The following is an 18,151-nucleotide window of genomic DNA, read 5'->3' as shown; positions in this document are numbered from 1 at the left end:
TGAGCTGCTGCCGGTTTGATGGACACCAAGATAGGGTGTTTCATGAAGCCGGAGGTTGCCATGCAAAGACGGAAGTTTGGTCGCGAGTTCAAGCTTGAAGCGATAAAGCTGGTCAGGGAGCGCGGGGTCTCGGTCGCACAGGCAGCGCGTGACCTGGATGTCCATGAGAACGTGCTGCGCAAATGGGTGCGCGAGCTGGGCGCCGATCCTGCACAGGCCTTTCCCGGCCACGGACAGATGAAGCCAGAGCAGCAGGAGATCGCGCGCCTGCGCCGCGAAGTGGCCAAGCTCAAGGCCGAGAGGGATATCCTAAAAAAGGCCGCAGCCTTCTTCGCGAAGGAAGCGACATGAAGTTCGTCTTCATTGCGAAGCACCGGGGCATCTGGCCGGTGGCATGGCTGTGCAACGCATTGGGCGTCTCCCGGTCCGGCTTCCATGCTTGGCTGAACCGCTCGTTCAGTGCCCGAGCCCGTAGCGATGAAGTGATCGGCGGGCGGATCAAGGCAAGCTTCGTCAATAGCGATCGGACCTACGGAGCGCGACGCGTCTGGCGCGACTTGCTTGCCGACGGTATCGAATGCGGTCTGCACCGGGTCGAACGACTGATGCAGCAGCAGGCCTTGCGAGCCAGGCCACGACGACGGCGCTTGCCTAAGGATAACGGTGATCGCCAGATTGCAGTTGCTCCCTCGAACCTGCTGGACCGGCAGTTCGCAGCTGAGCGACCGAACCAGAAATGGGTTGCCGACTTTACCTATATCTGGACGGCCGAGGGATGGTTGTACGTCTCTGCCGTGATTGACCTGTTCTCACGGCGCGTCGTCGGCTGGTCAATGAGTGCCGGTATGACGGCTCAGTTGGTCGCGGATGCCCTGCTGATGGCGGTGTGGCGTCGTGGCAAACCGGACGCGCTCATGCATCACTCTGATCGCGGCAGCCAATATGCCAGTGACCAGTTCCAGCGCTTGATGGCCGACAGTGGCATCACCTGCAGCATGAGCCGATCCGGCAACGTCTGGGACAATGCCGCTATGGAAAGCTTCTTCTCATCGCTGAAAACCGAGCGCATCGCTCGAAGGAACTACCGCACCCGGAACGAGGCCAAGGCAGATGTGTTCGATTACATCGAGCGGTTCTATAACACGACCAGGCGTCCCTCGACGATCGGATACGTCAGCCCCGTTGAGTTCGAGCGGAAGCTGGGATTAGCTTAACTGGCTGTCCACTGAACCGGCAGCAGGCCACCGGTCCTGGTTGGCTGGATCTACCGTGAAGACATTTATTAGGCTGATCATACGGTTCGGTCCTCTCTTTTGTTGCCTGATGCCTTGCCTATCACGAAGGGGAGAGTTCCAATAGGACCGTCACCATTTCAGCCTCGTGCCGGATCGACCGCCCGAGGTCGTCGCTGGACACAAATGACGCGCCCCTGAGAGAACCCTATCAACCAAAGGTAGGCCGCACCGGGTCAAGGCCATTGATGCCCGTTGCGGGTCATTCGCGTCGATTTGGCCGCACGTCGGCCATTTCCGGTTTACCCGCTGAAAGCCGACATGAGGACAGGCGCTCGATTACGTCGGTATGGTGACTGCCGAGCTATGATTCAAATCCCCTAAACGAAGTGGGCCGAATCATGCGCTACGAACTCTCCGACGAGGAATGGACTGCCATTAAGCCGATGCTGCCAAATAAGCCGCGCGGTGTGCCGCGGGTGAATGACCGTCGCGTCCTCAATGGCATCTTCTGGATGCTACGATCCGGGGCACCATGGCGCGATCTACCAGACGCCTTCGGTCCATATACCACTTGCTACAATCGCTTCGTTCGTTGGCGACGAGCCGGTGTGTGGGCGGCGATTATGAACGCCTTGGCAGCCGCCCATGATGCCGCTGTGCAAATGATCGACACATCGATTGTCCGCGTGCATCAACATGGAGCCTGCATCAACCGGAATAAAAGACAATGCATGGGGCGGTCACGGGGCGGGATGACCACTAAGATTCATGCCGTCGTGGATACATACGGCCTACCGGTCCGAATTGCGCTGACGCCTGGAGAAGCCCACGACAACCGGCTTGTTGGAAAACTTTTGTCTCGCATGAAGCCTGGATCGATGCTGCTGGCGGACCGTAGCTACGACGCCGATTGGATTAGAGAACTTGCGATCAAGAAAGGCGCATGGGCCAACATCCCGCCGAAAAGCAATCGCAGCGAACCGATCTGCTTCAGTCCTTACCTGTATCGCGCTCGCAATCGAATTGAGCGGTTCTTCAACAGGATCAAGCAATGTCGTCGGGTAGCGACGCGCTACGACAAACTTGCCGCCAATTACCTTGCCTTCGTCCAACTCGCGTCAATCAGGCTATGGCTCGGCGCTAATGAGTCCACGTCCTAGCGTTCTCGCGTGACTAAGCAGATCGCCCGTTGTCGCAACCTGAACACCAGATGTCATGATGGCTCCGCAGATGTTGGGAACTTGCTCATTCGGGTCCCAAAACCCGAAAACACGATCTTCCGTCAAGAGGGGTGACTAAGTGATAACCAGCAATGTCTCATGCGCCGAAGGCTTCGGGAAAGCTGAGCGGTAATTCTTTGTTCCGAAATGGGCCATAACCTATTGATTCCGCTGAGTAATGCCGGTGGCCAATCTAACGCCAGAGCCACGCGACGGATTGGCGCCAGGGTATGATCCGCTGTCTGTCAACAACCCGACGGTTGGTGAGTTCCGCGCTGTGTGATTCCTCCAATTTGTCACCAAGAACGTCCAGGCAACGCTTGATGGTCGCCTTTTCCACTTCCGAATCCATGTAAGCCAGCAACGTATCCTGAGTGTTGTTGTGGCCGCCGACATCATGACGGATTTGACGATTTGCCTGATTTTCTGGAATCACAGTCCAGTCGTTTGTCGCAGACTGCGCATTGCGCCATTTGCTATATAAGGTCCATTTTCATTAGTGGTTTTGTCATGGCGTTCCGCGAATAGCCTTGGCTGTTGTCCAAGCCGAGCGAGCGGCCGGTCGAGCCAGTCTCCGAAAAGGCGCTCCATGTCGTCTCTGTAGCTTTCGATGGTCCCCCCACTCCGTCCTTTGCGAACCATGTGAGCGTCGCGATAGCGCTCCCAAGCTTGCCGGAGGGTAATAGCCCCCTTCGTATGGACGTCGTATCACCAGGGCGCTGCCCCCTCGCGATTGCGGCCAGGACATCTGTGGCTTTGGCCCTCGTCTCGCGCGAGGTCATGTCGCCATGCATCTGCTCGACGGTGATGATCCCGTGTCGGTGTTGGAAATGTTGCTGCCGGAGGCCACTCATCACTGGCAGACCCTCGCCCGCGTGGTAACGACCGACGCAGCCGCTTGAGTCAACGCTCGGAGTGCAACAGAGAGCGCTTCACGCTTTGGGCGATCATTCGCGGCTCAATGGTGCATCGACTTGCGCGGACTATTGCAGACATAGGTCAAAGTGGCCGCTCCGCTCACAAACAATCGCCCCTAGACAAACGACAGTTCTTCTGCCGCTTCGAGGATACGGCGCAACTCACAAAGCGCTTTCTTCAATTCGTCGTCTGTCTTTGGATGACCGAGGCAGATCCGCACGCCGAGTGTCCCGCGATCTACCTGCTGCAGAGCGCCCGGTGGAGCCAGCGTAATTCCGGCCTGAGCTGCCTGTGCGACGAGAGCAATAAGGGTGCGTCCGGCGGGAATGGGTAGCCAGCGATGAAAGCCAGCCGTGTCAGACACCACCGGCAGCCAGTTGCCGAGGACATCATCGGCGATAGCATTGCGCCGCGCCGCTGCTGCCCGCTTGAGGTGAACTTGGCGCAAGAGATCGCCGCTATGGATCATACGCGCCACGACTTCTGCCATGATCGGTGATGCCATCCATCCGGTTGCGCGAATCGCGTTAATGCACCTGTCGCGAAACTGGTCTGGCAGGATCATGGCTCCGATGCGCATACCAGGCGCAAGACACTTTGCAAAACTGGTTACATAGAAGCTGCGCTCGGGAAGCAGCAGCGAGATCGGTTTCGGTGGGGTGGGAAAAAGGAAGGCATAAGCATCGTCTTCCAGAAGGAATCCGTCACGTTTTCGGATAACTTCTGCAATTTCCCGCCGTCGGCCCTCAGGCATCACGGTGCCGGTGGGCGTTTGAAGTGTCGGCGTGGCAAACAGGGCACGCGCATTTGTTTCCATAAAGGCGCGATCAAGCGCTTCGGGCAAAAGACCGTGTCTGTCACCATCCACGCCATGCAATCGATAGCCGTTCTGTGCGGAGAGAGCGATCATGCCCGAGTAGCAGAAGCGCTCGGTCAGAACGATACTGTTCGCGCCCGTAATCATTCCCAGCGCAATCGAAAGAGCATGCTGCCCCCCGTGCGTGATGAAGAGATGATCGACATCCGTCGGGATACCGAGTTGTGCGAGCCAGGCCACCATGGTTTGCCGGTGATGGAGTAAGCCCTGGTGCGGCAGATAGCCGAGCAATGATTTAAGCGCCCCATCGGCAACGATGTCCTGTAGGATGGAAGCGATCAATTCGTCTTCGCCCGTAGACGGAGGCACGTTGAGTGCGAGGTTGATGGTTGTGGGCGAGATTTCGGAAATTGCCGAAGGACGCCTGCGTTGCACGAATGTCCCCCGGCCCACCTCGCCGGAAATGAGGCCGCGAGATTCTGCTTCCGCATAAGCCTTGGAGATCGTGCCAACGCTCACGCCAAGCTGCGTCGCCATATCACGCTGGGGAAGCAGGCGAGTTCCCGGCTTTAATGCGCCGGATGCGATGTCATTTTCCAGTGACTGTACGAAGGCGAGATAGCGCGGGCCGGGTGTATCTCCGAGGACTGGAATCCACTCGGCTGAGACGTCTTGAGACACTGTTGTTGATCCTTAATCGGGGGAATCAATTAGTACAATTGACTGATTGTTGCAACGATAATTGGGGCGTCAACCGGTATAAATAGGTCTCACTCCTTCATTGTTGCGGTGCAATATATTGTTTAGTCGAGTATTGCACTAGAATAAGTTTGACATTGCTCCTCTCTTTGTTTTTATCGGTTCGGCCTGCAGGCAGGGATGGAGTGCAAGGTGATCTACGAAATTCGGGTATATGAGGCAGCCGAGGGGAAGGCCCCAGCTATGCGGGCCCGGTTCAAAGAGCACGTAGTGCCGCGGTTGCAGCGCTTTGGCATCGAGTTGCTTGGGGTGTTCGAGGCGCCGACCGACGATGGTCGTCTGACTTATCTCACGCGCTTCAACTCCGAGGACGATCGTACGAAGGCGTGGGCTGCATTCGGCGCTGATTCCGAATGGCGCGAGATCAAGGCCGCCTCTGAAGTGAATGGTCCGCTGCTGAAAAGCCAAACTGTATCCGTGCTCGCGCCGGCTGTTGCTGGTTTGATCCTGGCATAGCGACATCTGCGTGCCGCAGTTCGAATAGCGTCAAACGCGAAAGCAAGCAGATGAAATCAGCTCCGTTTGAATATGTCAGGCCGGGTTCGGTTGCCCAAGCGTGTGAGCTGCTGGCGTCTGATGAAGATGCGCGGGTGATATCGGGCGGCCAGACCCTAATCCCTATGTTGGCAATGCGCCTCGCACGCCCGGCAAGGCTTGTCGATGTCTATCGTCTGCCGGAGTTAAACGGTATTCGTGTCGTTGGCGATACCTTGATGATCGGCGCTACGACACGTCAGGTGCAGGTGGAGCGAAGTGTGTTAACGCGCCAATCGCTGCCGCTTCTGACGAAGGCGCTTCCGTGGGTCGGGCATCCTCCTACGCGCAATCGCGGTACGGTCGGTGGATCGGTCGCTCATGCCGACCCTTCAGCGGAAATCCCTCTCGTTGCTGTAACGCTTCAGGCAGACATCGAAATCACTAACCCGGACGGTGTGACGACAATACCTGCCGAGGACTTCTTTATCGGTCCGATGGTGACATCGGTCATGCCAGGGGATTGCGTGACAGCGGTTGGGTTTCCAATCTGGCGGCATGCGCGGATCGGCTCCGGCTTTCACGAGGTCAGCGCGCGAAAATCCGACTTTGCCTTCGTTGCTGCGGCAGCGCAGGTCGCTTTGGATGAGGAGGGCGGTTGTATCGATGCCACGCTCGGAATAGGGGGCGTTGGTGATCGGCCTGTGCGCCTGGACGTTTCCAGCCTGATCGGCGCGGCTCTCGATAAGGCCGCGCTTACAGAAATAGTTCGCGAAGCTGCGCAGGTGCTTGAACCGGCGAGCGACCTTCATGCCTCGGCGGACTATCGTTTGCGGGTTGCGATCGCTCTGGGTGTGCGCGCGCTGGAAGACGCCATTCACGAGGCGCAAGCCAGCATCGGCCACGTCGCAAAGAGAGGCGCGCAATGAAGATCTCGCTTAATGTCAACGGCCGCACATGCGACGTCGATGTCGAACCGCGCAAAACCTTGCTCGACACGCTTCGTGAGGATCTGGCGCTGGTCGGAAGCCACGCCGGATGCGAACACGGCGTTTGTGGAGCCTGCACAATACTGCTGGATGGAGAGCCGGCCCGTGCTTGCCTGATGTTTGCAGCGCAGGCAGATGGCTACGAGATCACGACAATCGAGGGACTTGCGCCGGCGCCCGGCGAACTGAGCATCGTTCAGGATGCTTTCTGCGAAACGCACGGTATGCAGTGCGGCTATTGCACGCCCGGCATGATCCTCACAGCGCATTCACTGCTTGAGCATGTAGCGAATCCCACGCGCGAAGAGATCGTGGATGCAATCTCGGCCAACATTTGCCGTTGCACGGGCTACGGTCAAATCATCGAGGCCGTTCAGCTTGCCGCTGACCGCTTGCGAAAGGCCAATACGCCTCGTTCTGTGAATGGTGCTGATACCGATCAGTCCCATATTGATACTTCGGCTTACGAGGTCGCGCCGCTGGAAGGGATACTTGAGCCAGCCGAAGCCGATATGGCACAAGGAGGTCGCCGATGAATGCGGAAGCCGCGGCCTTAAAGTTTGTATCGTCAAATCGGCGCGTTCGTGAGGATCGGCGTTTTGTTGTCGGTCATGGACGCTATGTCGCCGACATCGTTCTCGACCAGATGCTACACGTTGCGATCCTGCCGTCGCAGCATCCTGCCGCGCGCATCATATCGATTGATGCCAGCGAGACTCTGAAAATGCCCGGTGTTGTCTACGCCCTGACCGGCGAGCAACTCGTCAAGGCGGTCGATCCGTTGATGAATGGGTTGGATACGCCGAAGGTTCGCCGCTATCCGCTTGCAGTGGGACAGGTGCGTTACGCCGGTGAATGGGTCGTGGCTGTCGTCGCGGAAACTCGGGCTCAGGCGGAAGATGCAATCGAGAAAATTCGTATTGAATACGAGCCGCTGCCATTCGTTATCGATGCGGAAGAGGCCATCACGGATGCCAGCCCAAAGGTGCACCCGGAGCATGGCACGAACGTGCTTCTCGACAAAACGTTCGTCTGGGGTGAGGTCGATAAGCATTTCGCTGAGAGCTCGCGCCACCTGAAGTTTCGTGTCGCATGGGGGCGCAACTCGACAGTGCCGATCGAGACATTCGGCGTAGTGGCTCGGTGGGATCCGTGGCGTGAGATGCTCGACGTCTGGGCGTCGATCCAGATGCCGAAATATCCCGACCAGATCGCACGCGCGCTGCGCATTCCTGCCAACAATGTGCGCGTGCATCACGATGTCGATGTCGGCGGAAGTTATGGCGTCAAGCGCGGCATAAAGCACAGTGTCCTGGCGTCGCATCTCAGCCGCATCCTCGGGCGGCCGGTGCGGCTGATCGAGGATCGGCTGGAGAATATGCGGGCTGGCGATGCCCATGGCCCGGAGCGAATCTTCGACGTCGAGGTTGCATTCAACGACAACGGCATCGTCAAGTCTATGAAGATGCAAGCGCTCGACAATGTCGGCGGATATGCAGGTCGCTCGCCCTTCCAACTCGGCAAGCCGATCGGTGCGATTGTCGGTCCCTATAAGATTGAGAGCGTGCAATATCGAGCCATAGCTACGCTGTCGAATAAGGCCGCGCAGGAAGCGGTGCGTGGCTTCGGCCAAGCGCCGACGAATTATGCGATAGAGACTGCCATCGATAAAGTCGCGGCGGCCGTCGGTCTGGATCGCATCGAAGTTCGCCGCCGCAATTTCATTCGCAGCGATGAATTCCCTTATCTCATCCCGAGTGGAACGCATTACGACAGCGGTGACTACCACACGGTGGTCAACAAGGTTCTCGCCAGCGCCGATTATGAGGCGTTGCTCAAGGAGCGAGACGAGCTGCGTGCTTCTGGCATGATGGCGGGAATCGGTATTGCTGCCTGTCTTGAACCCAGTGGAGGCAATTCGTCATTCGAACCGCTGCTGAACGAAAAGAACACTACGACGACCTGGATGGACTCGTGCCGAATCAATGTGGATGGCGTTGGTTTTGTCACCGTCACGATCCATACGACCTCGGCAGGACAAGGGCATGAGACGCTGGCCGCGACCGTCGTCGGTGAGGTCCTGGAAATCGATCCTGATCTGATCCGCATCGTGCGCCCCGACTCGCTCTCCAGCCTTCCGTCCAACACGCCGGTGGGCAGCCGCATGGCGATCATGATGGGTGGCGCCTGTTATTATGCTGCGCAGAAGCTCAAGAGCAAACTGACGAAGATCGGTGCACATCAGTTCGGGATTGCGGAAGACGCCGCTGTTTACTCCCAAGGCAGCGTGGCTGATCCGAAGTCGAACAAGACCCTTTCGTGGACCGATCTCGTAAATATCGGACATCGCCACTTTCATGCATTGCCCGACGGAATGGAGCCGGGGCTGGAAACAACGCATGTGATGCAGGTGCCGACAGGAACCAAACTGCCGGAAAATGGTCGGGTACAAATGTATCCCTGCCATTCGTTCGAGTTTCATTTGGTCCTGCTGGCGTTCGACCCGCAAATAGCAAAGTCTGAAATCCGGCGTTACGTCATCGGCCATGATTGCGGAACCGTGATCAACCCGCACATCGTCAAAGGCATGACTCTCGGTGGAATCGCGCACGGGATCGGCGCAGCTTTGCTTGAGGAGTTTGTCTACGACGCAGAAGGCCAGATCCTCACACAAAGCTTTATGGACTACCTGCTTCCATCGTCGCACGAAATTCCAAATGTCGAGATCGTGCATCACTGTACGCCGTCACCGTTCACGGTATTCGGTCAGAAGGGGTCTGGCGAGAGCGGGTATCTTGGTTCGCCGGCAGCAATCTCCGGCGCCATTAATGATGCCGTCTCGCCGCTTGGCATTTCATTCTCGAAACTTCCCATCCGTATTGCGGTGATCAGCGACGCCGTCGCCGCAGCTCAAGACGCAAAGAAGAAGGATCAATAATGATCATTGATTGCCATGCCCATCTGGTCCCTCCGAGCCTGCTAGACGCTATCCGTGCGAACCAGGCGAAGTTTCCATCGATCAAGCTGATCGAGGAGGGCGGCAGCCTTGGATTCTCGTTTTCTGGCGGCAAGCCAACACGTCCTGTTTCTAGGCCGCTAAGCGATCTTGCCGGACGCTTGCAATGGATGGATGCGCAAAAGGTGGAGCGGCAGGTCGTCGGCGGTTGGCTTGATATGTTTGCTTATGAAATACCAGCCGAAGAAGGACTTGCGTGGTCGCGCCTGATCAATGTGCATTTGGCGGAAGTGGCGAAGACACAGCCGCGATTTATCCCGCTCGCGACGGTGCCGCTGCAGGAGGGAGCGCGTGCCGCTGAAGTGCTCCGCGAGGCGCATCAATCAGGTTTCAAAGGAGCCATGATTGGAACGCAGCCTAAGGGGAAGGGGGGCGTTCTTGACGACCCGGCGCTCAAACCTTTTTGGGAAGCTGCAAACGACCTTGGCTCAGTGATTTTTATTCATCCCGTGTTCGAGAGCGGTGATGGCCGCGTACACGACTATGGCATGGCAAACGCCGTAGGACGTATCACAGACACTCTTATTGCGATCTCACGCCTGATCTACGCGGGTCATGTGACGCGCTATTCGAATGCGAAGATCGTGGCTGGTATTGGCGGTGCGGCATTGCCTTACATCATTGGCCGACTCCGCCGGAATTATCAGCTCGATAAAGATAAGCTTGGCGATCCTGACGCCGCTCTCGCGTCTCTTTATTACGACACCATCGTCCAAGACACCCGGACGCTCCGCTATCTCGCCGACATTGTCGGTGCGGATCGTATCATGATGGGGTCGGACATGCCTTTCCCTATAGGCGACCTTGCGCCGTCGAACATCGTTCAAGACACGTCATTCACGCCCGGCGAACGTGTTTCGATTAATGGTGGTCTCGCTCAAAAGTTGTTCGCTCTCTAAGGGGACATCATGAAGCTCGATATCGGCGGCAGTGAAACAATTCCTGCTTCTGTGGAGGCACTGTGGGACGCGCTCAACGATCCCGTGGTGCTGACCCGTTGCATTCCCGGCTGCAAGAGTATGACGGAGACCTCCCCTGACTCCTACAAGCTGGAGATGCAGCTCCGTGTGGCGGCAGTGGGAGGGTCGTTCGAAGGTGAGATCAGTTTGTCGGAAAAAGAAGCTCCAAAATCATGCAACATCAAGGTGTCCGGTAACGGGTCGCTCGGGCACGGCATAGGAAACGCTCGTTTCGATATCGAACCGGAAACCGAAGGGGTGTCGAAACTCATTTACAAGGGCAGCGGTGAAGTCGGCGGTCTTGTCGCCGGCGTGGGACAACGAATTCTCTCGGGGGTTTCGAAGCATCTGATCAGCCGCTTCTTTGTCGCCTTGCGCAAGGAATTTGAGCAATCCGCAGGCGTGGTAAGGTAATGTGATGATAGGTCGTATCGAGCGGATCGAAGTCGAGCCAGGTGTCCATCTCGCCGTTGAGGTGCCGCAGCCGTCGAGCAAGCCTGTTGTCATGTTCAGCAACTCGATCGGTGCGAGCATGGCGATGTGGGACGAGGTTGTTTCGCGTATCTCAAACCAGGTGCGGGTCCTTCGCTATGATACGCGTGGACATGGACAGTCGGATGTTCCGGCGGGTCCGTACACAATCGAGCAGTTGGGTAACGACGCGCTTGCCATTTTAGATGCACTGAACATTCAGCGGGTCGTCTTTTGCGGCCTTTCCCTGGGTGGTTTGATGGGGCTTTGGATCGGCGCAAACGGTGGTCCGCGGGTGGCTGGTTTAGTGCTGGCCAATACGGCGCCGAATTTTCCGCCACCATCGCTCTGGCGGGAGCGTGCCGCGACAGTTCGCGCCAATGGCATGGCCCCCTGGTTGCGCCCACACTCGATCGCTGGTTCACCAAGTCATTTCAGCAGCATCATCCGGAGCGAACTCAAGAGCTCTGCAAGATGATCGCGGCAACACCTGTCGAAGGTTACGCTGGCTGCTGTGAGGTGCTGGCGGCTTCCGATCTCAAGCCACGGCTCGCCGATATTTCCTGTCCCGCCCAAGTGATTTGTGGCGTGCACGATCCATCGACGCCGCCCGCCCGCGGGGAGGAAATCGTGGCTGGTATCGCCGGCGCGAACATGATTGTCCTTGATGCGGCTCATATATCGGCGGTTGAGGCCCCCGAAGCTTTTGCCGACGTGCTTGCGCAATTTGTCTCCAACGCTGCCAGCATAACAACATCATAACTCATTAATCGGGAGGAGGAATATCATGAGGAAAGCTGCATTTGCACTGAGTCTTCTTTCAACGACCGTTTTGGCATCGCCACTGTCGGCCCAAGAGCTGGCAAAGATTTCCATTGTTGTGTTTGGGGCACCTTCATTGGGTGCATTTCTGCCGCCGGTGATCAAGGCTCAGAAGCTCGACGAGAAGAACGGTCTGTCTATCAAATTCGAGGAGCGTACTCCGGACGCCTATACGGCGCAGTTCAATTCCGGTGAGTTCCAGGTCGGCGGCAGTGCAGCGCTTTTGACTGTGGGTCTGGCTGATCTGCGTGGCGTCAAGGTGACCTACCTTTTTAATCTCTTTGACTATTGGGGCGCTGTGGTGAGTTCGCGGCCGGATATTAAGTCTCTGAGGGATGTTGAAGGAAAGGATCTTGCTGCGGCAAAAGGTACGACGAACTATGTAATGTTCGACTGGTTTGCACGTCAGCTTGGCGTCGATACCAGCAAGTTTTCAGTCATCAATACAGCAACGCCTGGCCTTGTTGGTTATGCACTCGCTGATCGTGCGGCTGCTGTTCAGCTGTGGGAGCCGGCTTACACGACATTGCAGACTAAGAAGCCGGGCATTCGCACGCTCGATCTCAAAATCCAGGAAAGCTGGAAAAAGATGTCAGGCAGCACCAACATTCCCTATCTTGGCGTTGCAGCTCACGTTGCCTGGGCCGAAGAGAATAGGGACCTCATTCCAAAGCTCTATGCAACCTACAGGCAGGCGGCAGAGTGGGTGGCCGCGAATCCTGATGAAGCGGCTAAGCTAATCTCCAGCAAAGGAACGGAGAACGATCGCAAAGCGATCGCAGAGCTCATTCGCGCCAACGACCGTCTTGGAATGAATGTGCGAACGGCGGCCGAGGTGAGCAAGGAGATCAAGGCTGTCTACGAGGCTGGCAAGTCTATTTCATTCCTGCCATCCGAGCCGGCGCCTTCGACGATCTATCAGGGGCTCACGAAATGACGGCGGTGCATTATCAAGATTCCGCCGTCACAAGATTCGGCGCATCTGTCCTGCGCGGCGCACTGTCGTACATTATCCCGTTCGCCGTTGTTGCCGGTGTCTGGCAGTTTGCCTCGCTGTTTTTTCCACCCTTTCTGTTTCCCTCATTGGTGGACGTCTTCTGGCGTTTCATCAGCATCATTGGCGATTGGGCGCAGTTCTCGGATGTTCTTGCCACGGTGCTCCGCATTCTTGCGGGGCTCGCTGGTGCTTTTCTCATCGGCGCTCTTCTCGCGGTGATCATGGCTCGATCGCGCATAGCCCACGACTTTCTCTCTCCGATCCTGACACTATTTCAGGGTATTCCGGCGCTATCTTGGGTCGTATTCGCGATTATCTGGTTTCACGGCATAGAGTCTCGCATTTTCTTTATCATGGTGGTGACGACGCTACCGGCCTTCTCATTCCAGGTTTTGGGTGCGCTCCAAGCTATGTCGCGCGATCTCACCGAAATGGTGATGAGCTTTCGTCCATCACGCATTAAACTGTTCACTGCGATGATCATTCCCGCAATTCTTCCCGACATACTAACAGCGTGGAAGGTCAATCTGGGCAATGCATCGCGCGTGGTCGTCGTAGCAGAGCTAGTCGGTGCTACCGGCGGTGTAGGGTACCAGCTGCTTCAGCAACAGCAACTATTCGATATGGCGGGCGCGCTGGCCTGGACGCTGCAACTCGTGACCTTCGTCCTGATCGTACAGGCGATTTTGACGCTCATTGAGAGCGTCGCATTCCGCTATCGTGCCATCTCGGAACGAGCACTATGACAATGAACGCTGCTGCAAGGACTGCCATCTCACTTGAAAAGGTCTCGAAGGCATTCGGCTCTTTTATCGCGGTCGATGGGTTGGATCTTCAGGTCGCGGAAGGCCAAATGCTGGCTCTGCTCGGAAAGACTGGCTGCGGAAAGTCTACCATCTTCAACATGATTGCGGGATTGACTGAGCCATCCAAAGGGCGGGTGACCGTCGATGGCCATGCTCCATTTCGCGATTTCGACACGTTTCGCGGCAAGATGGCAATTGTGTTTCAGAGCGATCGGTTATTGCCGTGGAGGACCGCAATTCAGAATGTAGAGCTCGGTCTCGAGATTCTTGGAAAATCTGTCGAAGAGCGCAGAGCGATTGCCCAGCGTTGGCTTGATACACTTGGTCTTCGTGGGCACGAACATGATTATCCGCATGCCTTATCGGGCGGTATGAGGCAACGCGTATCGATAGCCAGAGCGTTCGCAACAAACGCAAATATTTTGCTATGCGATGAACCATTCTCCGCGCTTGACGAAATGACGGCCCGCAAGTTGCGAGCCGAGTTTGTTAAGCTTGTCAAAGAAAATGGAAAGACGGCAGTTTTTATCACCCATTCCATCAACGAGGCGTTGGAGATCGGTGACCGGATTGTTGTGCTGAAACGACCAGCCAACATCGCAATTGATGTTCCTCTGACATCCGAAACGACTAGCGAGAATAAGGAGATGATTCGAGGAGAAATACAAACCGCGCTGGCAGCTTGAGGGTGTCAAGCGATTCGAGAATTCAGCCGAACGCGATCAGGATGAGGTGTTGATTGCGACGCCGCAGTAAACGCAGCCAGAAGATCCCGGAGGATGCAAGAGCATAACTGCGCAAGCAGAGGGCATGGGCGACGCAGCTCGTGAGGAGATCGCACGCAGAGTATTGCGCTTGCAGATTGACGCGGCAGTGCCCGATTGGAAATCGAATTGCTTGATACGCCAATATAACGGACATCGTCCATAATCGGTGGTCAGAGATCACGTTCGCAAGTGGTCGAAAAATGGTGAAACGCTCGCGCGCAAATACTTACGTGGATGGCCATTGACGTAGAAAGTCCCATGTTCGCTTTTCTGCACTTCGATACGATCGCAGTTCGAGGGTGCGTCGAATCTCTCGCTCTATCCATCGGGAACGTCGAACCAGCATCGAAGAAAGTCCGGTCAGGTACGCCCCTATGTGCGGCCTTTTGCGCAGCTTCTATCCGCTGGCTACCATGGGTCTGCGTTTGCGTGTCAACCGCGCAGCGACTATTACCAGCGCGTCGCCATACAAAGGCGATGGCCGGTCATTCCTGGATCTTGAGCGCGGCGTCTATTATCGACTGCCGTAGGGCTGAGAGAGACGAACACACGCTCTCCCTCGCGATCTTTGAAGGCGCATTAACTCAAAAAGGTGGTCACCCAATCCGCCTTAAGCACGTCTTCGTCGATATGACGGTTGCTGCTGGCGCATGACCCTCACTGCACCAGCCACTGGAACTAAGGTGCAGCGCCGTGAGAAAAGCGGACGAACCGCAAATGATTTATCCGGAGGCTGTTCGTGAAATGGGGAGACAACGCCCGCGACTTTGACACGGCTCTGGCTGTGTGGCCGAACTATCGCCCATTGTTCGGCAACTGGCTGATGCAAGAGCTGGTGGAGCAGGGAGATAAGGCTCCGATCTGGCGCGATCGCAGAGTGCCGACAGAGAACGGACACGTCCGTGGCGACATCTATCCAGATCGCGAGGCCGCAATGTCCGCGGCCGCCAGTCTCAATCCGATGCTACATGATGCTCTCGCTGGACGCGAGATGGATGGCGCGAAGAAGATTTCACTCCAGCTTAAAGTCGCGAAGAACCTGCAAGCGAGGCAGCGTCTTCATGAGGAAGAAGAACTTATGCTGGCCGAAGCACGACGTCGGCACGCAAACGATCCGCGGCCTGTTTCATCGTCTTTGGTGCTCCCGCCGGAGTCGGAGCCTTTCCGCCAGGAATTGACCGAACAGCTTTCGGACATGCCTTACCTGAGGGTTGTCATGGTTGGCCAACCGGCACGCCGTTGGCGCCGTTCCATTCTCTACCGCTCACAGAACAACGTATGGTCAAAGCCTTACACCGCGGGCATCCGATCCGCGGAAGTTGCTATGCGGGCTCGGATCGCGAATGGGTTTGATAGCAGTGCCGATGCCCATTGGGGAAAGACCAAAGCCAAGATCCGTCAGATACTGCTACCGCGCGCCAATCAATTGCTCCAGCTCGCGAGCGTGCAACGCATGCTGGCGGAAGCATTGGCCAACGGCCAAAAGGTGCTGGTCTCGAACGGCATCGTCTTCTGGTACGAAGAGGACGGTGGCATCGGATGGCAGGTCAAACACACCACCTCTACAAAAGAGTCGGAAGGGAGCACTTTGTGGAAGGAAGGCACCATCCGTTCAATCAATCATGGTCGACTGGTCATCCTACCTTATATCAAGGAAAGCGGCGAACACGTACGGGGACACACTAGAAACGGGCCGAACGATGGTAGAGCCAAACCACGGCACCCGGATCACTACTTAGATATCCCCTTCTCGCAACTCGATGGTGACCTCATGATCGGTCTTTTCGGCGAATTGCCCTACGAATAGCCTCAGTCGACGAGGCTCCTCGCAATCGTAGACAGGTGTACCCGCAAACGCGAAACAAACGCGCCGATTGCTGCTTTCAGTATTTTTCGTGATTCATTAGCGCAGTAAGATGCCGCAATTCGCTAGCCATGCTTCTGGCGCGGGCCACGCTGGGCTTTAGCGCGATCAAATCCGCGACTTTCTCAGGTGTCATACAAGCCGACCTCGTCGTCACGGCCACCTGGCAGAGCGTCCATGTGCTGTCGATGGCCATATCGAGAAGATTCCCGTCGACGTGGGCATCGTGGCTTGGCCGATTTCGAAGCTCGCCATGCCAACCGGGATTCCGGATGAATGTCGGCATGGTCGACGAGGAAAGCATCGTGCCGTGTACGATGGCATGCCGGTAGTCATCGCCGAGCTGGAGGCCGGACGCGTGCCCGGGGTTCAGCCCTGGGGCGCGGCGGCAGCAATGGCGCCGCTCGCCATGCCGAACAACGCCTCGACGGGGCGGCAATACAGCGGCGTCAACGTACTCATCTTGTGGGTCGCCGTTATCGAACAAGGGTACACCGGGCCAGAGCTGGCTGACCTTTCGCCAGGCGCTGTCGCTCGGCGGACAGGTCCGCAAGGGCGAGCATGGCACCAGCGTCGTCTATGCCAACGTCATCGAGCGGAGTGACAAAACCAGTCAGACGGATAACATCGGTGCGGACGAGATCGTGACGACGCGTATCCCGGTGCTGCGAGCCTACACGGTGTTCAACGTCGATCAGATCGATGGTCTGCTGGCATTACGGCGCCGCAACCGCTGACCACTGATTTCCAATCGGCGCGGATCGACCGCGCCGATGCGTTCATCGCGGTGAGCGGGGCGACCATCGTGCATCGCGGCAATCGTGCCTGCTACATGCCATCCGTCGATCGCATCGAGAGGCCGCCCTACGACCATTTCATCGACACCCCGATCGCGAGCGCCGCCGAGGGCTATTATGCAACCTTGCTGCATGAACTCGTGCACTGGACTTCTCGACCTGACACATCTGCTACCCGGTCCTCTTGCAACGTTGATGCTAGCCGAGGTCGGGGCAACTGTAACAAAGGTGGAACGTCCCGGCGGAGATGGCTTGCGTCAATACGAGCCGAGGCGGGGCGGTGTAGGGGTCGCCTATCAGCTCTGAAGCGCGGGAAGGACATCGTGACGATCGATCTGGCGTCTCAATCGGGTCGTTCGCATATGAATGAACTGATCTCCGGCACTGATGTCCTCGTGACCCAATCCCGTCCCGGCATACTGGAGAAGCTTGGCCTGGCTGCAACCGATTTGATCGCAAGGTACCCACGACTGATCGTCTGCTCGATCAGTGGCTACGGACAGAATGGGCCGCGCGCACACGAAAGCGGGCACGATTTGAACTACGTCGCTAGCGCCGGCCTACTCGGTCTCGGGTCGGCTCCAACCGTGCCGCCCGTGCTCCTCGCGGATATCGCTGGCGGTACTTACCCGGCGGTAATCAACATCCTGCTTGCCCTTCGCCAGCGCGATATCACCGGAACCGGAAGTCACCTCGATATATCAATGACCGACGCAATGTTTGTATTTGCGTGGGAGGCGTTGGCCTCGCGATGGGGAGCGGGTTCTGTTCCGCCAGATCGCTTACGTTTCAACGGGACCTCGCCCCGCTATCGCCACTACGCCACCCGCGATGATCGATTTATTGTAGTGGCGGCTCTCGAAGAGCGGTTCTGGCAACGCTTTGTGAAAGTGATCGGACTTGAGCCTCGAATGCCGACGATAAGAATGATTCATCCGCCACGTTTGAAGCGGTGAGAGCGATCATTTCGGAACGTACCGCAGCGGAATGGGAGCCGACTTTCAAAGCTGCATGTTGCTGTGTGACTATCGTGCCGACGTTCGAGGAAGTTTTAGCTGATCCACATTTTGAGTCGCGGGGGGTATTTCGTGCAGAAGATGAGGATGGGTTGCCCCTTTTGCCGCTCCCAATATCGTCCGTATTTCGACAGCCAAGCTGACGCTGATTAGAAGCGATGCGACGAGAATGCCTGCCGCCGCGATCACGCCTGAAAGGTCGGCGCTGTGCGAGCATGGCTTAG

The 18,151-nt window shown here is 57.0% G+C and carries 19 protein-coding genes and 3 pseudogenes; 20 read left to right on the top strand and 2 right to left on the bottom strand.

Features of this window, described 5'->3' with window-relative positions; translation table 11 throughout:
- Positions 1–60: 60 nt before the first annotated feature.
- Together CAK95_RS28930 and CAK95_RS28925 are read left to right on the top strand one after the other, a co-directional pair.
- A protein-coding gene (locus CAK95_RS28930) for an IS3 family transposase (RefSeq protein ID WP_157699474.1) occupies positions 61–1,214 on the top strand; the annotation gives its coding sequence in 2 pieces (ribosomal slippage) (positions 61–310 and positions 310–1,214; 1,155 coding nt in all).
- A 419-nt stretch (positions 1,215–1,633) separates the two neighbouring features.
- Complete coding sequence (locus tag CAK95_RS28925) at positions 1,634–2,395, top strand: IS5 family transposase (protein WP_086091101.1); 762 nt, start codon at positions 1,634–1,636, stop codon at positions 2,393–2,395.
- A gap of 253 nt (positions 2,396–2,648) precedes the next feature.
- On the opposite strand, the gene CAK95_RS29730 is transcribed toward CAK95_RS28925, so the two are convergent.
- Entirely contained in the window at positions 2,649–2,891 is a 243-nt protein-coding gene (locus tag CAK95_RS29730) for a hypothetical protein (protein WP_086091100.1), read from the bottom strand.
- Between the two features lie 597 nt (positions 2,892–3,488).
- Positions 3,489–4,871 (bottom strand): aminotransferase-like domain-containing protein, encoded by a 1,383-nt coding sequence (locus CAK95_RS28910; RefSeq protein ID WP_086091099.1) that lies wholly within the window; start codon positions 4,869–4,871, stop codon positions 3,489–3,491.
- A gap of 210 nt (positions 4,872–5,081) precedes the next feature.
- Between CAK95_RS28910 and CAK95_RS28905 the strand changes: the two genes are divergently transcribed.
- The 18 genes and pseudogenes from CAK95_RS28905 (at position 5,082) to CAK95_RS30535 (ending at position 18,070) form a co-directional block, all read left to right on the top strand.
- A complete protein-coding gene (locus CAK95_RS28905) occupies positions 5,082–5,405 on the top strand; it encodes an NIPSNAP family protein (RefSeq protein WP_157699795.1) in 324 nt (107 codons plus the stop codon).
- Between the two features lie 50 nt (positions 5,406–5,455).
- The gene (locus CAK95_RS28900; RefSeq protein WP_086091097.1) at positions 5,456–6,352 is read left to right on the top strand and encodes an FAD binding domain-containing protein; all 897 of its coding nucleotides are present in this window, start codon (positions 5,456–5,458) and stop codon (positions 6,350–6,352) included.
- Positions 6,349–6,948, top strand: coding sequence for a (2Fe-2S)-binding protein (locus tag CAK95_RS28895; protein ID WP_086091096.1), 600 nt, complete (start codon positions 6,349–6,351; stop codon positions 6,946–6,948). The genes CAK95_RS28900 and CAK95_RS28895 overlap by 4 nt, the downstream gene beginning before the upstream one ends.
- Positions 6,945–9,350, top strand: coding sequence for a xanthine dehydrogenase family protein molybdopterin-binding subunit (locus CAK95_RS28890; RefSeq protein ID WP_086091095.1), 2,406 nt, complete (start codon positions 6,945–6,947; stop codon positions 9,348–9,350). The genes CAK95_RS28895 and CAK95_RS28890 overlap by 4 nt, the downstream gene beginning before the upstream one ends.
- Entirely contained in the window at positions 9,350–10,327 is a 978-nt protein-coding gene (locus CAK95_RS28885) for an amidohydrolase family protein (RefSeq protein ID WP_086091094.1), read from the top strand. The genes CAK95_RS28890 and CAK95_RS28885 overlap by 1 nt, the downstream gene beginning before the upstream one ends.
- Before the next feature lie 9 nt (positions 10,328–10,336).
- A complete protein-coding gene (locus CAK95_RS28880; RefSeq protein ID WP_086091093.1) occupies positions 10,337–10,801 on the top strand; it encodes an SRPBCC family protein in 465 nt (154 codons plus the stop codon).
- Positions 10,802–10,805: 4 nt separating this feature from the next.
- Positions 10,806–11,336, top strand: coding sequence for an alpha/beta fold hydrolase (locus CAK95_RS28875; protein ID WP_157699794.1), 531 nt, complete (start codon positions 10,806–10,808; stop codon positions 11,334–11,336).
- Positions 11,333–11,620, top strand: coding sequence for an alpha/beta hydrolase (locus CAK95_RS28870; RefSeq protein WP_086091091.1), 288 nt, complete (start codon positions 11,333–11,335; stop codon positions 11,618–11,620). The genes CAK95_RS28875 and CAK95_RS28870 overlap by 4 nt, the downstream gene beginning before the upstream one ends.
- A 25-nt stretch (positions 11,621–11,645) precedes the next feature.
- Positions 11,646–12,617, top strand: coding sequence for an ABC transporter substrate-binding protein (locus tag CAK95_RS28865; RefSeq protein ID WP_086091090.1), 972 nt, complete (start codon positions 11,646–11,648; stop codon positions 12,615–12,617).
- The gene (locus CAK95_RS28860; RefSeq protein ID WP_086091089.1) at positions 12,614–13,423 is read left to right on the top strand and encodes an ABC transporter permease; all 810 of its coding nucleotides are present in this window, start codon (positions 12,614–12,616) and stop codon (positions 13,421–13,423) included. Before CAK95_RS28865 ends, CAK95_RS28860 begins: the two co-directional genes overlap by 4 nt.
- Before the next feature lie 2 nt (positions 13,424–13,425).
- Positions 13,426–14,169, top strand: coding sequence for an ABC transporter ATP-binding protein (locus CAK95_RS28855; RefSeq protein WP_086091088.1), 744 nt, complete (start codon positions 13,426–13,428; stop codon positions 14,167–14,169).
- 820 nt (positions 14,170–14,989) lie between these two features.
- A complete protein-coding gene (locus CAK95_RS28850) occupies positions 14,990–16,057 on the top strand; it encodes a hypothetical protein (RefSeq protein ID WP_086091087.1) in 1,068 nt (355 codons plus the stop codon).
- Between the two features lie 310 nt (positions 16,058–16,367).
- Positions 16,368–16,556, top strand: a pseudogene (locus CAK95_RS30335) (ArdC-like ssDNA-binding domain-containing protein); the annotation flags it as partial.
- A gap of 67 nt (positions 16,557–16,623) precedes the next feature.
- A pseudogene (locus CAK95_RS30125) lies at positions 16,624–16,740 on the top strand (ArdC-like ssDNA-binding domain-containing protein); the annotation flags it as partial.
- Positions 16,741–16,829: 89 nt separating this feature from the next.
- A pseudogene (locus CAK95_RS30545) lies at positions 16,830–17,063 on the top strand (zincin-like metallopeptidase domain-containing protein); the annotation flags it as partial.
- Positions 17,029–17,217 carry a CoA transferase gene (locus CAK95_RS30540; RefSeq protein ID WP_425349655.1) on the top strand — a complete coding sequence of 63 codons (189 nt, stop codon included), beginning with the start codon at positions 17,029–17,031 and terminating at the stop codon, positions 17,215–17,217. The pseudogene CAK95_RS30545 and the gene CAK95_RS30540, both read left to right, overlap by 35 nt.
- Positions 17,172–17,867, top strand: coding sequence for a CoA transferase (locus CAK95_RS30265; protein ID WP_425349719.1), 696 nt, complete (start codon positions 17,172–17,174; stop codon positions 17,865–17,867). The genes CAK95_RS30540 and CAK95_RS30265 overlap by 46 nt, the downstream gene beginning before the upstream one ends.
- Complete coding sequence (locus tag CAK95_RS30535; RefSeq protein ID WP_120265386.1) at positions 17,864–18,070, top strand: CoA transferase; 207 nt, start codon at positions 17,864–17,866, stop codon at positions 18,068–18,070. The genes CAK95_RS30265 and CAK95_RS30535 overlap by 4 nt, the downstream gene beginning before the upstream one ends.
- Positions 18,071–18,151: the final 81 nt, after the last annotated feature.

This window comes from Pseudorhodoplanes sinuspersici (genome assembly GCF_002119765.1).
In the GTDB taxonomy this organism is placed as follows: Bacteria; Pseudomonadota; Alphaproteobacteria; order Rhizobiales; family Xanthobacteraceae; genus Pseudorhodoplanes; species Pseudorhodoplanes sinuspersici.
Note: the sequence above shows the minus strand (reverse complement) of the source record. Positions and strands in the feature narration are given on the sequence as shown.